Source organism: Curtobacterium sp. PhB78 (assembly GCF_003751685.1).
Taxonomy (GTDB): Bacteria; Actinomycetota; Actinomycetes; order Actinomycetales; family Microbacteriaceae; genus Curtobacterium.
Map to the genome: position 1 here is coordinate 18,978 of NZ_RKIA01000006.1, position 13,272 is coordinate 32,249.

At 73.0% G+C, this 13,272-nt stretch carries 16 protein-coding genes; 9 read left to right on the forward strand and 7 right to left on the reverse strand.

Going from position 1 to position 13,272, the window contains the following annotated elements; all coding sequences use genetic code 11:
- Positions 1 to 7 precede the first annotated feature (7 nt).
- The 4 genes from EDF53_RS14425 to EDF53_RS14440 are packed head-to-tail and all read left to right on the forward strand — an operon-like array spanning position 8 to position 2,558.
- Positions 8 to 541 carry a phosphoribosyltransferase gene (locus EDF53_RS14425; protein WP_173168683.1) on the forward strand — a complete coding sequence of 178 codons (534 nt, stop codon included), beginning with the start codon at positions 8 to 10 and terminating at the stop codon, positions 539 to 541.
- Positions 538 to 1,257 carry a Type 1 glutamine amidotransferase-like domain-containing protein gene (locus EDF53_RS14430; RefSeq protein WP_123294231.1) on the forward strand — a complete coding sequence of 240 codons (720 nt, stop codon included), beginning with the start codon at positions 538 to 540 and terminating at the stop codon, positions 1,255 to 1,257. The genes EDF53_RS14425 and EDF53_RS14430 overlap by 4 nt, the downstream gene beginning before the upstream one ends.
- 5 nt (positions 1,258 to 1,262) lie before the next feature.
- Positions 1,263 to 1,946 carry a uracil-DNA glycosylase gene (locus EDF53_RS14435; RefSeq protein WP_123294232.1) on the forward strand — a complete coding sequence of 228 codons (684 nt, stop codon included), beginning with the start codon at positions 1,263 to 1,265 and terminating at the stop codon, positions 1,944 to 1,946.
- A 9-nt stretch (positions 1,947 to 1,955) separates the two neighbouring features.
- Positions 1,956 to 2,558, forward strand: a complete 603-nt coding sequence (locus EDF53_RS14440) for a GNAT family N-acetyltransferase (protein WP_123294233.1) — start codon at positions 1,956 to 1,958, stop codon at positions 2,556 to 2,558.
- A gap of 341 nt (positions 2,559 to 2,899) precedes the next feature.
- Here EDF53_RS14440 and EDF53_RS14445 read toward each other — a convergent pair whose 3' ends face one another.
- Complete coding sequence (locus EDF53_RS14445) at positions 2,900 to 3,598, reverse strand: FadR/GntR family transcriptional regulator (protein ID WP_123294234.1); 699 nt, start codon at positions 3,596 to 3,598, stop codon at positions 2,900 to 2,902.
- 206 nt (positions 3,599 to 3,804) lie between these two features.
- Here EDF53_RS14445 and EDF53_RS14450 point away from each other — a divergent pair, with 206 nt between their 5' ends.
- On the forward strand, positions 3,805 to 5,355 hold the full coding sequence (locus tag EDF53_RS14450) for a GntP family permease (RefSeq protein WP_207895419.1): 1,551 nt from the start codon (positions 3,805 to 3,807) through the stop codon (positions 5,353 to 5,355).
- Positions 5,352 to 5,879, forward strand: coding sequence for a gluconokinase (locus EDF53_RS14455; protein WP_123294235.1), 528 nt, complete (start codon positions 5,352 to 5,354; stop codon positions 5,877 to 5,879). Before EDF53_RS14450 ends, EDF53_RS14455 begins: the two co-directional genes overlap by 4 nt.
- Here the strand turns inward: EDF53_RS14455 and EDF53_RS14460 are convergent.
- Together EDF53_RS14460 and EDF53_RS14465 are read right to left on the reverse strand one after the other, a co-directional pair.
- The gene (locus tag EDF53_RS14460) at positions 5,876 to 6,790 is read right to left on the reverse strand and encodes a L,D-transpeptidase (protein WP_148058359.1); all 915 of its coding nucleotides are present in this window, start codon (positions 6,788 to 6,790) and stop codon (positions 5,876 to 5,878) included. The two genes, EDF53_RS14455 and EDF53_RS14460, sit on opposite strands and share 4 nt — an antisense overlap.
- A gap of 27 nt (positions 6,791 to 6,817) precedes the next feature.
- The gene (locus tag EDF53_RS14465; RefSeq protein ID WP_123294237.1) at positions 6,818 to 8,482 is read right to left on the reverse strand and encodes an ABC-F family ATP-binding cassette domain-containing protein; all 1,665 of its coding nucleotides are present in this window, start codon (positions 8,480 to 8,482) and stop codon (positions 6,818 to 6,820) included.
- A gap of 81 nt (positions 8,483 to 8,563) precedes the next feature.
- Here EDF53_RS14465 and EDF53_RS14470 point away from each other — a divergent pair, with 81 nt between their 5' ends.
- Positions 8,564 to 8,980: an HIT domain-containing protein gene (locus EDF53_RS14470; protein WP_123294238.1), complete on the forward strand. Its 417-nt coding sequence runs from the start codon at positions 8,564 to 8,566 to the stop codon at positions 8,978 to 8,980.
- 84 nt (positions 8,981 to 9,064) lie between these two features.
- A complete protein-coding gene (locus tag EDF53_RS14475; RefSeq protein ID WP_123294430.1) occupies positions 9,065 to 9,370 on the forward strand; it encodes an EthD family reductase in 306 nt (101 codons plus the stop codon).
- A gap of 89 nt (positions 9,371 to 9,459) precedes the next feature.
- Here EDF53_RS14475 and EDF53_RS14480 read toward each other — a convergent pair whose 3' ends face one another.
- Positions 9,460 to 9,789 (reverse strand): hypothetical protein, encoded by a 330-nt coding sequence (locus EDF53_RS14480; RefSeq protein WP_123294239.1) that lies wholly within the window; start codon positions 9,787 to 9,789, stop codon positions 9,460 to 9,462.
- Between the two features lie 65 nt (positions 9,790 to 9,854).
- On the opposite strand from EDF53_RS14480, the gene EDF53_RS14485 reads away from it, so the two are divergent.
- Positions 9,855 to 10,754 carry an NmrA family NAD(P)-binding protein gene (locus EDF53_RS14485; RefSeq protein ID WP_123294240.1) on the forward strand — a complete coding sequence of 300 codons (900 nt, stop codon included), beginning with the start codon at positions 9,855 to 9,857 and terminating at the stop codon, positions 10,752 to 10,754.
- Positions 10,755 to 10,861: 107 nt separating this feature from the next.
- On the opposite strand, the gene EDF53_RS14490 is transcribed toward EDF53_RS14485, so the two are convergent.
- From EDF53_RS14490 to EDF53_RS14500, 3 genes are read right to left on the reverse strand one after another with little or no spacing between them, the layout of a single operon-like run.
- Positions 10,862 to 11,749 (reverse strand): alpha/beta hydrolase fold domain-containing protein, encoded by an 888-nt coding sequence (locus tag EDF53_RS14490; protein WP_123294241.1) that lies wholly within the window; start codon positions 11,747 to 11,749, stop codon positions 10,862 to 10,864.
- Entirely contained in the window at positions 11,746 to 12,429 is a 684-nt protein-coding gene (locus EDF53_RS19700) for a TetR/AcrR family transcriptional regulator (protein ID WP_123294242.1), read from the reverse strand. The genes EDF53_RS14490 and EDF53_RS19700 overlap by 4 nt, the downstream gene beginning before the upstream one ends.
- Positions 12,430 to 12,438: 9 nt before the next feature.
- Positions 12,439 to 13,203, reverse strand: coding sequence for an acetoacetate decarboxylase (locus tag EDF53_RS14500; RefSeq protein ID WP_123294243.1), 765 nt, complete (start codon positions 13,201 to 13,203; stop codon positions 12,439 to 12,441).
- Between the last annotated feature and the right edge of the window lie 69 nt (positions 13,204 to 13,272).

Genomic DNA, 13,272 nt, shown 5'->3' on the forward strand with positions numbered 1-13,272 from the left:
TGGACGGATGCCGATCAGCAGCGAACCCGAGCCCACGGCCCCGGCTCAGTCGACCGTGACCGTGACGAGCGGGCCCGAGGTGCTCGGATGGCTGGAGTTCGGTGACGCCGCACGCCTGCTCGCGAAGGACGTGCTGTCCTCCGGCTTCGAGCCCGAGGTCGTCGTCGCCGTCGCCCGCGGCGGGCTGATCATCGCCGGTGCCGTGGCCTACGCGCTCGGCACCAAGGAGTGCGGCTCGATCAACGTCGAGTTCTACACCGACGTCGAGCAGCGCCTGGACGAGCCCGTCGTGCTCGCACCCGCGCTCGACGCCCCGAGCCTCGCCGGCAAGCGCGTGCTCGTCGTCGACGACGTGTCGGACTCCGGTCGGACCCTGCGCCTGGTGGTCGACATCATCCGGAACGCCGGTGCCGACGTCCGCAGCGCCTGCCTGTACTCGAAGCCCGGCACCGTCCTCGAGCCCGACCACGTGTGGCGCCGGGTCGACGGCTGGATCACGTTCCCGTGGAGCGCCCTCGCACCGGTGACGGCCGAGTCGTGAGCATCCACCTCGTCGGCGGCGGACTCTTCGCCGCCTCGGACGCCGCAGCGCCCTTCCTCGCCGAGGCCACCGCACGCTCGGCCGCCGTCGGCCGGACGGTCCCGCGCATCGCCCTGCTCTCCGTCGCCGGCCCGGACGGCGGCAGTCCGTCGTCGACCGCCGACATCGCCGAGGTGCTCGGCGGTGCCCGCGTGGCCGAGGTCGTCGTCACCGAGGTCGCGGCCGGCCAGGTGTTCGACACGACCGTCCTGAGCGACGTCGACGCGCTCGTCGTCGGTGGCGGCGTCACCCCCGACTACCTGGGCGCGATCGCCCCACTCGTCGACCAGCTTCGGCTGCTCGTCGCCGACGGCCTGCCCTACCTGGGCTACTCGGCCGGTGCGATGATCGCCGCCGACCGCGCGCTCGTGGGCGGCTGGCGCATCGGCGGCGTCGAGATCTGCCCCGAGGCAGCCTCTGAAGGCCTCGACGAGGTCGAACTCCGCGAAGGGCTCGGCCTGGTCGACCTGACCATCGACGTCCACGCGGTGCAGGCCGGCACCCTCGCCCGCCTGATCGCGAGCGCCGAGGCCGAGTTCGTCACCGCCGGCCTGGCGATCGACGAGGACACCGCCCTCGTCGTCGGCGAGGGCGCGCTTGAGGTCCGCGGAACCGGCAGCGTCTGGCGGGTCATGGCCGGCGAGGAGTCGGTGGCCGTCGCCACGATGGGCGCGTAGCCGTCGTGGAGCCACGACCGCTCGCCGACCTGGTCGACCCGGGCTGGGCGTCGGCGCTCGCTCCGGTGGAGGCCGACGTGCACCGCATGGGTGCCTGGCTGCGTGACGAGACAGCGGCCGGCCGCACCTACCTGCCGGCCGGCGCCGACGTGCTCCGGGCCTTCACCACGCCGTTCGACGCCGTGAAGGTGCTCGTGGTGGGGCAGGACCCCTACCCGACGCCGGGCAACCCGATCGGGCTGTCGTTCGCCGTCGACCCGGCAGTTCGTCCGGTGCCGCGCAGCCTGGCGAACATCTACAAGGAGCTCAGCGCCGACGTCGGCGTGACCCCACCGGCGCACGGTGACCTGCGTGCGTGGTCGGACCAGGGCGTGCTGCTGCTCAACCGTGTGCTCACGGTCCGTGCGGGCGACGCCGGCAGTCACCGCGGCAAGGGCTGGGAAGCCGTCACCGACCAGGCGGTCCGCGCACTCGTCGCCCGGGGGACCCCGCTCGTCGCCGTGCTGTGGGGCGCGCAGGCCGCGTCCGTCCGGCCGCTGCTCGGCGACACCCCGGTGGTGGCGTCGGCGCACCCGAGCCCGTTGAGTGCGTCGCGGGGCTTCTTCGGCAGCCGGCCGTTCTCGCAGGTCAACGCGCTGCTGCAGGAACAGGGCGCGACACCGGTCGACTGGTCGCTGCCCGCTCAGTAGGCTCGGCACGTGCTCGAGGAGGAATACCAGCGACGGCGGGTCCTGCCGCGACACCTGCGTGCCCGGCCGGCGAGCGAGACCGCGTTCGAGTACCGGATCCGTGCCGCCGAGGCGAGCGACCTGCCCGACGTCCGTGAGATCCACACGCACTACGTCCGCAACTCGTCGGTGACCTTCGACCCGTCGGCGTTCACCTTCGCCCGGTGGAAGCAGCGCTACGACGACATCCGGAAGCGTAAGCTGCCCTTCCTGGTGGCCGAGAACCCCGCCGGGCAGATCCTCGGCTACGCGCTCGTGGACGCCTGGAACCCGCGCGACCGGTCGAACCGGGTGGTCGAGGACTCGATCTACCTCGGAGCGGCCTCGGGTGGCAAGGGGCTGGGCCGTGCGCTCATGGAAGCCCTGCTCGACGAGTGCCGGTCCGCCGGGGTCCGCGAGGTCGTCGCCGTGATCGCCGACCGGCAGGCCGAGGCCTCGATCCGCCTGCACGAGCGGCTCGGCTTCGAGGAGGTCGGCCGGATGGGCAAGGTCGGCTACAAGTACGACCGGTGGCTCGGCACGGTGACGATGCGCCTGCGGTTGCGCGGTCCCCGCCTGTTCGCGCGCAAGTAGTCGGTCCGTCGTCCGTCGTCTGGTCGCGGTGGGCCTCGCCGAGGTTCCGAGATCTGCGCATCTCGGCGTGCGATCGCGCGCGTTGTGGAACCTCGACGACCAGCGCACGGCGTGTTGTGGAACCCGGGCGGCTGTCGGACGGGAGGCCCGTGGGCGCGTCGCCACGGGCCTCCCGTCCGTCGTTCGGTCGCGTCTCGGGCCGCGCCGAGGTTCCGAGATCTGCGCATCTCGGCGTGCGATCGCGCGCGTTGTGGAACCTCGACGACCAGCGCACGGCGTGTTGTGGAACCTCGGCGGTCAGCGCACGGCGTGCCGGCCCTCGCCCGCCCCCGCACACCCCGTCAGCCGCGCGGGGCCTCCGCGATGAACTCGTCGCGCGTGACGCCGACGAGCGCCGTCGTCGCGGCCGCCGCAGCGGCCCCGTCACCCGCGACGAGCGCGTGCCCGACGGCCTCGTGGCGGAGTGCTGCCTCGCGTGTCCAGCGCGTGATGGTGTCGCGCGACTCCGACGTGCGGGTGCGCAGCAGCGCCTCGACGGTGCCGGCGAAGTGCGCGAAGACGGCGTTGCCGGAGCCGGTGAGCAGGGCGCGGTGGAAGCGGACGTCGGCCTCGAGGTACGCGCGGCTGTCCTCGCGCGCGCAGGCGGCGAGCATGTCCTGCGCGGCGCCGAGGACTGCGGACGCCCCGGAGCCGCCGGCGGTGAGCGACGCTGCGACGGGTTCGACGCCGAGCCGCAGTTCGAGGAGTTCCCGCTGCTGCACGAAGTAGGCGGGCGAGGCGCCACGCCACCGGATGACCGTCGGGGCGAGCAGTTCCCACGACCCGATGCCGAGCACCTGCGTGCCGACGCGCTGCCGGGGCTCGACGAGTCCGAGCGACTGCAGGACGCGGAGCGCCTCGCGCACGACCGACCGGGACACGCCGAACTCGTCCGCCACGAGCTCGGGGCGGACCACCGTGCCGGGGTCGAGCGCACCGTCGACGATGCGCTGCCCGAGGGTGTCGAGCACGTGGGCGTGGAGTCCGCGGGCTGGGGGCATCGTTCCTCCGTGCAGTACGGGTCGCGCGATCGGCGTGACGTCGGTCCCATCGAAACGGCAGACTGCGTCCGAGGGCGGATGGCGCGCGGCGGATCGTCGTATAGTCTGATTAATCAGATTATTGGGGGTCGGCGCGCGCAGCGCCAGCCGCCCCTCGACACGAAGGCGACGGAGCCGCGCGGCAGCGGCTCCAGGAAGGGGCACCGATGCCTCACGCTCCAGTCCACCTGCTCGCCCACCCCGTGGGCACCGTCCTCGCGGCCGAAGGCGGCGGCACCGAGACCGTCGACCCGTCCGGGCCGATCCCGCAGCTGATCATCGCGGCCCTGGTCGGCATCGTCGTGATCATCGCGCTCATCACCTGGCTCAAGGTCCACCCGTTCATCGCGCTCGTGATCGGTGCCCTGGGCGTCGGCATCGGTGCGGGGCTCGCGCCGGACAAGGCCGTCGTGAGCTTCGGCAACGGCTTCGGAGCGACGATGACGAGCGTCGGCATCCTGGTCGGCCTCGGGTCGATGTTCGGCAAGATGCTCGTCGACTCCGGCGCCGCCGACCGCGTGGTCGACACCCTGGTGCGCAGGTCGTCGAAGGCCGCGCTGCCGTGGACGATGGCCCTGATCGGTGCGCTGATCGGCCTGCCGATGTTCTTCGAGGTCGGCCTCGTGCTCCTCATCCCGATCATCGTGCTCGTCGCGAAGCGCAGCTCCGTGCCGATCATGAAGATCGCCGTGCCCGCCCTGGTCGGCCTGTCGACGATGCACGCGTTCGTCCCGCCGCACCCCGGCCCGCTCGTCGCGATCTCGACCGTCGGCGCGAACCTCGGCACCACGCTCGCCTTCGGCATCGTGCTGGCGATCCCGGTCATCATCCTGGCCGGACCGGTGTTCGCCCAGTTCGCGGCCCGCTGGGTCGACATCCCCGCGCCCGACATGTTCGGGTCGCGTGGGTCGGACTCCGGGGCGGCGTCCGGTCCGCAGGACCCCGCCTCGGGCGGACGGGAGGCCCGGCGCGGCCCCGCCACGCAGGACACCGCGTCCCTTCCCAACGGCAAGAGCGACTTCACGCGCGTCATCAGCGAGCCCCGCAGCCCGTCGTTCACCGTCGCGCTCATCGGCATCCTGCTGCCCGTCGTCCTCATGCTCGCCCAGGCCGTCCGCGAGGCCACGATGCCCGACGCCGCTGGCTCGTGGGTGAGCCTGCTCGACTTCCTCGGGTCGCCGATGATCGCGATCGGCATCGCGGCGATCTACGCGATGGTCTTCTTCGCGATCGGCGGCGGCATGGACCGGTCCGCCGTGGCGAAGTCGCTCGAGAGCGCGCTGCCCCCGGTCGCCGGGGTGCTGCTCATCGTCGGTGCCGGCGGTGGGTTCAAGCAGGTGCTCATCGACACGGGCATCGGCGGCGTGATCGCCGACGCCGTGAAGGACTCCGGCGTCTCGGTGCTCCTCGTCGCCTGGGTCGTGTCGGCCCTGGTGCGCGTCGCCACCGGGTCGGCCACGGTCGCCACCGTGACCGCGGCGGGCATCATGGCCCCGATCGCCGCCGACCTGTCCACGCCGATGACCTCGCTGCTCGTGCTGGCGATCGGTGCGGGCTCGGTGTTCCTGTCGCACGTCAACGACGCCGGGTTCTGGCTCGTCAAGGGCTACCTCAACACCACCGTGGGACAGACCTTCAAGACGTGGACGGTGCTCGAGTGCCTCATCTCGGTGCTCGGTCTGCTTGGGGTGCTGCTGGCCGGGGTGTTCATCCGATGAGCAGCGACTCCGCTCTGGATGCGCGTGTCCTGGTCGTCATGGGGGTCTCCGGTTCCGGCAAGTCGACCGTCGCCGCGATGGTCGCCGAGCAGCTCGGGTGGGACTTCGCCGAGGGCGACGCCATGCACCCGCAGGCCAACGTCGACAAGATGCACGCCGGCACACCGCTCACCGACGCGGACCGCTGGCCGTGGCTCGACGTCGTCGCCGGCTGGATCCGCGGGCACCTCGACGCCGGCACGCACGGTGTCGTGACCTGCTCGGCGCTGAAGCGGTCGTACCGCGACGTGCTGCGGGCGCCCGGCGTGGTGTTCGTGCACGTGGCCGGTGACGGCGCGTTGATCGAACAGCGCATGTCGCAGCGGTCTGGCCACTTCATGCCGACGTCGCTGCTGCAGTCCCAGCTCGCGACGCTCGAGCCGCCGCAGGACGACGAGGCGCACCTGACGATCGCGGCCGATCGGACTCCGGAGGAGGAGAGCGCCGAGGTCGTCGAGCGGCTCGGGCTCGGCGGCGGCCGCTAGCTGAACCGGATCGGGGTGCCGACGGGCAGGGCGGCGAGGGTGCGGGTCATCTCCGCCGAGATCCGCACGCACCCGTGCGAACTGCCGGTCGGGTCGGGGTAGTAGTGCAGCGCCGTCAGTGCCGCGTTGCCGCCGTACGACGGGATCCGCGACGAGTGCGCCCCGGTCAGGATGATCGGGTTGCCCTGCGTGTAGGTCACGCGGGTGTCCACGTACGCCGCTTCGACGTAGGTGGCGGTGTCGGACGGTGTGGGGTCCTCGGGGGTGCCGAGCCGGGCCGCCTCGGTCGCGGTGACCTGGCCGCTCCGGGTGACGACGGAGACCGTGCTCCGGGCGACGTCGACGCGGATCATCCGGTCGGTGTCGGCGACCGTGAAGTCGGCGGCCCGTGCCCAGGCGAACGTGGCGCTCGGCGCCTCCGGGTCGCCGCCGACGCCCGGGGTGCGGTTCCGGGCCGGGGTCGAGACGAGGAGCATGCCGCCGTCGACGCCGGGCGACCGGCCCCAGACAGCGGTGGCGGCGGGCAGGTCGATCGTCGACACCAGGTGCGACAGCGTGGCCACCGGGCGGGCGCGGCTGGACGGGCTGGCGTACAGGGCCACGAGGTCGTGCCGCGGGGTGGCGATCTGCCAGGTGTCCGCGGGGCGGACGTCCCCGCCGTCGAGCAGTTCGGGGACGACGCCGTCGTGGAACGCCGACGGCAGGGCGGCGAGGGTGGCGGCCGACGGCGCTCGGGGGACGGCCGCGAGCGTCGGGGTGGGGATCGGCGTCGGCGTCGCGGTCGGTGTGGCCCGTGCGGCGCGGGTCGGGTCGGCGTCCGGCCGGTCGGCGGTCACCCCGACGACGACGGCGGCCGCGACGGCGAGCGCCGCTGCACCCCCGACCACGGCGATCCAGCCCCTGCGTCGCATCGGCATCCCCCTGTGCTCCTGGTGTCGTCAGCGTTCGGTGACCCGGCCGGCGTCGACGTGCCACTGCCGGTCGAGGCGGACGGTCTCCAGCATGCGCCGGTCGTGCGTGACGAGCAGCAAGGTGCCGTCGTACGACTCCAGTGCCTGCTCGAGCTGCTCGATGGCCACCAGGTCGAGGTGGTTCGTCGGTTCGTCGAGCACGAGCACGTTCACCCCGCGGGCCTGCAGCAGCGCCAGTCCGGCGCGGGTCCGTTCGCCGGGGGAGAGCGCCGACGCGGGCCGTCCGACGTGGTCGGCCTTCAGCCCGAACTTCGCGAGCAGCGTCCGGACGTCGGCAGTGGTGTACTCGGGCACGATCGCCTCGAACGCCGCGGCGAGCGACTGGTCGCCGGTGAAGGCCGCTCGGGCCTGGTCGACCTCGCCGACGGCGACGCTCGACCCGAGCGAGGCGGTGCCGGTCGTCGGCGCCTGCTTGCCGAGCAGTGCCCGGAGCAACGTGGACTTGCCGGCGCCGTTCGGTCCGGTGATGCCGATGCGGTCGCCGCCGTCGACCTGCAACGACACCGGGCCGAGCGTGAAGTCGCCCTGCGTGAAGGTGGCGTCGGACAGCGTGGCCACGACGGCCGAGGACCGCGGAGCGCTGCCGATCGTGAACTCGAGCTGCCACTCCTTGCGGGGCTCCTCGACCTCGTCGAGCCGCGCGATGCGGGACTCCATCTGGCGGACCTTCTGCGCCTGCTTCTCGCTCGACTCCGAGGCGGCCTTGCGCCGGATCTTGTCGTTGTCCGGGGCCTTCTTCATGGTGTTGCGCACGCCCTGGCTCGACCACTCGCGCTGTGTACGGGCGCGGGAGACCAGGTCGGCCTTGGTGGAGGCGTAGTCCTCGTACGCGTCGCGCTTGTGCTGCCGGGCGATCTCGCGCTCCTCGAGGAACGAGTCGTAGCCGCCGCCGAACAGCCGGTTGGACGACTGCGCCAGGTCGAGCTCGAGCACGCTCGTCACCGACCGTGCCAGGAACTCCCGGTCGTGGCTGACGAGCACGACCCCGCCGCGGAGGCCCCGGACGAACCCCTCGAGCCGGTCCAGCCCGTCGAGGTCGAGGTCGTTGGTGGGCTCGTCGAGCAGGACGATGTCGAACCGCGACAGCAGCAGCGCCGCCAGCCCGACCCGAGCGGCCTGCCCACCGGACAGTGCGGTCATGAGTGAGTCCGGTCCGACGCCGTCGTCATCGGTTCCGGTCTCGAGGCCGAGGTCGGCCAGGACGGCGGGGATCCTGTCCTCCAGATCAGCGGCGCCCGCGGCGAGCCAGCGGTCGAGCGCCGTCGAGTAGCGGTCCGCGGCAGCGTCGCCGGCGTCCGGGTCGCCGAGCGCGGCAGCCGCGGCGTCCATGGCCTCGGTCGCCTCGGCCGAGCCGGTCCGTCGGGCGATGTACGCGGCGACGGTCTCGCCCGCGATCCGCTCGTGCTCCTGGGGGAGCCAGCCGACGAACGCGTCGGTCGGTGCGAGCGACACCGTGCCCGCCAGGGGCTCGTCGACACCCGCCAGCAGTCGGAGCAGGGTGGACTTGCCGGCACCGTTCACGCCGACGACGCCGATCACGTCGCCCGGTGCCACCGTGAGGTCGAGGGAGTCGAACAGCGTGCGAGCGGCGTACCCGCCGGACAGGCCCTTGGCGACGAGCGTGGCGGTCATGCGCCAATCGTCCCACGCGGCGGCGCGCGCACGGCACCGCCCTCGGAGCGCCCGGTGCTCCGGGTGCAGCACACTGGACGGATGGCATCCTGCGTCTTCTGCGCGATCATCGCCGGCGACGAACCGGCCGTGTGGGTCGAGCGCGAGGACCACGCCGTCGCGTTCGCGCCGCTGCCCGGGTCCGCGCTCGCACCCGGGCACACGCTCGTCGTACCGGTCGAGCACGCCGACGACCTGCTCGGTGCCGCCCCGGTGGCACTGGCCGCCACCGTCGCGCTCGCGCAGCGTGTCGCACGGGCGATGCGGGGCGCACTCGGCGCCACCGGCACCGTCGTGCTGCAGGCCTCCGGCGCCGATGCCGGGCAGAGCGTGCGGCACCTGCACTTCCACGTCGTGCCGTGCTGGCCGGACGACGGTACGACGCACTGGCCGGAGCCGCCCTCGGCACACGTCGTCGACGGTGACCCGCACGCACTCCTCGCCGAGATGTTCGAGTAGCCGATCCCGGGCAGCGGTGCGCGGAACGGAGTGGAGTGGGCGCTGCACCGTCACCCGTCCCACCGACACCTCCAGGAGCACACCATGACCACGAAGATCACCCTGATCATCGACAACCCGGCCGACCCGTCGGCGTTCGAGCAGTCCTACGTGGAGCTCGAGGCACTCGCCGCGAAGCTGCCCGGCCTGCAGCGGCTCGAGGCGGCGAAGGTCTGGCCGAAGGAGGACGGCACGCCGACACCGGCGCACCGCACCCTCGACCTGTACTTCGCCTCGTACGGGGATGCCTCCGACGCAGTGGCGACCGCCGAGGCCGGGGCGTTCTTCCAGCAGCTCGGCGGCACGGGTGCCACGTTCACCGGCCTGTTCTCCGACATCGAGCACGAGTAGGGCCGGGCCGGGCCGGGCCTGGCCGGGCGCCGGGCCCGGGTCTCGGGCTGAGCGACACTCCTCGGGCCCCACGCCGCGAAGAGTGTCGCTCAGCGCGAACCTCGGCCCGGCAGGCCCGGCACCGGCACGGGCGCCAACCGCCCCGCGCCGACGGGCAGCACACCCGCGCGGTACTCGAGCACCTCGGCATCGCCGACGGTCACCGTCGCCGCGCCGAAGCGCCATGCCCGGTTGAACAGGTACACCCCGATCACGGTCCGGCCGTCGTCGGCCACGGCCCACGTGCCGGTGCCCCACTGCGCCGGGTGCCCGACCCCGTCGATCGTGACGGTCGGGCGGGCGAACCAGGTGAGCAGGGGGCGAGCGAGCCGGAGCTCGATCCGGCGCTTCGTCGTGCCGGAGGGGAGAGTCGTGTCCACCTCCGCAGGATACGTGGACTCCGCACCTGTACCCGCCGCACCCGCGCACCCGTAGCGTGGCGGCCATGACCACCACCGTCCTCGTCGCCGGCGCCACCGGAGACCTCGGCGGACGCATCGTCCGCGAGCTCCTGCAGCACGACACCCGCGTCCGCGTCCTCACCCGCCCGTCCAGCACCGGCGCCCAGCGGCAGTTCGCCGACGACGACCGCGTCGACGTCGTCACCGCGGACTACACGGACGCGCCGGCGCTGGTCACGGCGCTCGCCGGGGTCGACGTCGTCGTCTCCACGGTCAGCGGTACCCGCGCGGTGATCGTGGACGCCCAGCGCGCCCTGCTCGACGCCGCGGTCCAGGCCGGCGTCCCGCGGTTCATCCCCTCGGACTACGCCGCCGACTACCGTTCGATCACGCCCGGCTCGAACCGGAACTTCGAGCTCCGCCGCGAGTTCGCCGCCGCCCTCGACGCCGCACCGATCCGTGCGACCTCGGTGCTGAACGGGGCGTTCACGGACATGCTCACCGGTCAGGCGCCGCTGATCCTGTTCGACCGCCAGCGGGTGCTCTACTGGTCGTCGGCCGACCAGGTCCTCGACTTCACCACGAAGGACGACGTCGCGCGCGTGACGGCGCTCGTCGCAGTCGACGCGGACGCACCCCGTGTGGTCGAGGTCGCCGGTGACCGCGTGACGGCACGGTCGATCGCCGACACGATGTCCCGACTGACCGGCACCCCGTTCCGGCTGCAGTGGGCGGGGACGACCGGCACGCTGTCGGCGATGGCACGGATCGGCCGTCGGCTGTCGAAGGACGACGCCGAACCGTTCCCGGCCTGGCAGGGCATGCAGTACTTCGTGAGCATGTTCAGCGGCGAGGCGGAGCTCCACCACGTCGACGACGACCGCTCCGGTCCGCACGGGTGGACGAGCGTCCGCGACGTGCTCGCCGCCCACCTGGGCGTCTGATGGTCTGACGGTCCGACCGGGAGGCCCGCCCCGCGTCGCGCAGGACGGCCGGCGGTCCGCCGCCGTGGCCGTCACGGGCACGCGCCGGCCGGGTCCTGCGCTGACGGTCAGGCGCCGCGGACGGCCCTGACGATCTCCTGCCGTGCTGCTCGTCCGCTGCGCGTCGGCAGCAGGGGGAACACGTGCAGGGCGCCGGGGCGCTCGCGCAGCGTGACGTCCACGCCCGCGGCCCGGGCGGCCGCGACGAGCAGGTGCGCGTCGGGGTTCAGCACGTCGTGGGTCCCGGTGTGGACGAGCATCGGGCCGAGGCCGTGGAACGAACCGGCCAGGGGACTGACGACCGGGTCGTCGATCGACAGGCCGTCGGCCCACAGGTGACCGAGGACACGGCCCCCGTCGCGACCGAGCCACGGGTCGCTCGGTTGGACCTGGGGGATGCGCGGGTTCGAGAAGCCGAGGTCGAGCGCCGGTGACACCAGGACGGTCCGGAGCGACGGGACGCCCTGGTCGCGCAGGGTCTGGGCGACCGACAGCGCGATCTGCCCGCCGGCGGAGTCGCCGGCGAGCTGCACCCGTCCGCGCCGGTCGATGACGCGGCGTGCGACGTCGTCGACCAGGTCGTGCGCCTGCCGAGCGTTGCCGTCCGGCAGGAGTCGGTAGATCGGGACGGTCACGGTGGCGCGCGCCTCGGCGGCGAGCTGGGCGATGAGCGCCCAGTGCTGCGGGGCGATCTCGTGGACCCACCCGCCGCCGTGCACGTACACGACGTCGCGGAGCGGTGGCTGGCGGCTCGGCGTCACGGTGTACACCGGGGTGCCACCCTGCCGGTGGACGTCGACGCGCACGTCGGGCCGGAGGCGCTTCGGTGGTCCGAACGGCTCGGGGCGGAGGGCCTGTCGGCGGACGGCTCGGTGCGCTCCCGCTTCGGTGACGAACGGCGCGTTCGCGTGCGTGGCCCGCAGGAACAGCGGGACCGCGGCTTCGGGGACGATCACGCTGTACCTCCTGTGTCGTCGGTGTCGTCGGCACCGTCGGGCTCGCGCGCCGGCTCGCTGAGTCCGAGGAGTGCGCCCCGCACCGCGGCGACGCGGATGGTCGCGGCGTCGTCGTACAGCACCGTCTGGCTGACCGCGCCGACGTGCGCGGCGGCGACCGCCCGGGTGAAGACGTCCGGGGCGACGGTCAGTCGCCGGCCCTGTGCCGTGACCGACTCGACGAGCAGCGGTTCGAGTGCCGCGTGGAAGGCGTCGGTGTGCGCTCGGAGCAGTGCCCGGAGCTCGGGTTCGTGTCGCGCCCGGGACAGCAGGACCGAGCGGATCGCGTACCACTTGCCCTCGGGGGGCAGGCCGCCGAGGACCCCGGAGACGATCGCGTCGACGGACTGCGGGTCGGTCGTGCCGAGCGCGGCCCGGAAGCCGTCCTCGAGCCGCTCGACGACCACGGCCTCCTGCGCTTCGTACACCGCGAAGAAGAGCTCGTCGGTCGTCGCGAAGTTCGAGTAGAAGGCGCCGCGCGTGAACCCCGCACGCGCGACGATCGCCTCGACGCTGGCCGAGGCCGAGCCGGTCTCGTCGAACAGCGCCTCGGCCGCGCGGACGAGCTCCGCGCGGGTGCTGCTGCGCCGCCGGGTGGGGCGGGCGGGTGCGGCGGTGTCGTCGCTCACTCGTGGGGACATCGGCTCATCCTAGGAGGCGTCGTCCGACCGGCGCGGGTCGGCCAGGTAGTCGTGCACGGACCGCACCGGCGCGAGCGTCAGGTCGGTCAGGACGTGCGAGGCGCTGATGACCTCGAGCACCGGCAGGTCGGCCATCGGCGCGAGGGCGTGCTCGAACAGCTGCAGGCGGGCGGGCCCGGTCCAGGCCCCCTTCACGACGATGTCGGTGATCTCGGTCCGCACGAGATCGGCGGCGCGCAGCCCCAGGGTCGTCACGTCGGGGACGAGCTTCACCATCCAGGTCGGCACCGTGATCTGCGCCGCGGCCTCGACCGGGTCCATCGGTTCCCACTGGTACGCCATGGTCGCCGTCGCCACGCGCTCGGCACCGCGGTCGAGCGTGCCGACGAGGGCGCCCTGGTCGACGCGCAACCCCGGGGTCCCGAGCACCTTCGGGTAGGCGCTCAGTTCGCGACCGGCGAGCGTCGCCGCGGAGTTGTCGAGGTACATGGCGTGCAGGTACTCGCCGACCTCGCCGTCGTGGGTGACCTGGATCGCCTGACCGGACTCGACGTAGGGGCCGTAGCCGTCGACGTCACCCATCTTCATGACCTCGAACCGGACCAGCGGCGCGTCGACCTGCAGCGGCTCCGGCACGACGGCGCGGAGGGCGTCGGGGTCGGTCCGGTACACGACGTTGAAGTACTCGCGATCGGTGAAGCGCGTCGGGCGCAGCGGATAGACCGGCCCGGTGAGGGGGGTGGTGGCGTGGCGGAGGACGTCCGAGGCCTGCATGGGAACTCCTTGTCGAGTTGCGATACGTTCCGTACTGAGTACGTTGTGTATCGAACGTACACCCGAGAA

Coding starts and splice junctions, on each gene's coding strand:
- EDF53_RS14470 (WP_123294238.1), top strand. CDS start 8,564: ATGGCATCCTGCGTCTTCTGCGCGATCATCGCCGGCGACGAACCGGCC.
- EDF53_RS14475 (WP_123294430.1), top strand. CDS start 9,065: ATGACCACGAAGATCACCCTGATCATCGACAACCCGGCCGACCCGTCG.
- EDF53_RS14485 (WP_123294240.1), top strand. CDS start 9,855: ATGACCACCACCGTCCTCGTCGCCGGCGCCACCGGAGACCTCGGCGGA.
- EDF53_RS14450 (WP_207895419.1), top strand. CDS start 3,805: ATGCCTCACGCTCCAGTCCACCTGCTCGCCCACCCCGTGGGCACCGTC.
- EDF53_RS14500 (WP_123294243.1), bottom strand. CDS start 13,203: ATGCAGGCCTCGGACGTCCTCCGCCACGCCACCACCCCCCTCACCGGG.
- EDF53_RS14455 (WP_123294235.1), top strand. CDS start 5,352: ATGAGCAGCGACTCCGCTCTGGATGCGCGTGTCCTGGTCGTCATGGGG.
- EDF53_RS14460 (WP_148058359.1), bottom strand. CDS start 6,790: ATGCGACGCAGGGGCTGGATCGCCGTGGTCGGGGGTGCAGCGGCGCTC.
- EDF53_RS14465 (WP_123294237.1), bottom strand. CDS start 8,482: ATGACCGCCACGCTCGTCGCCAAGGGCCTGTCCGGCGGGTACGCCGCT.
- EDF53_RS19700 (WP_123294242.1), bottom strand. CDS start 12,429: ATGTCCCCACGAGTGAGCGACGACACCGCCGCACCCGCCCGCCCCACC.
- EDF53_RS14445 (WP_123294234.1), bottom strand. CDS start 3,598: ATGCCCCCAGCCCGCGGACTCCACGCCCACGTGCTCGACACCCTCGGG.
- EDF53_RS14425 (WP_173168683.1), top strand. CDS start 8: ATGCCGATCAGCAGCGAACCCGAGCCCACGGCCCCGGCTCAGTCGACC.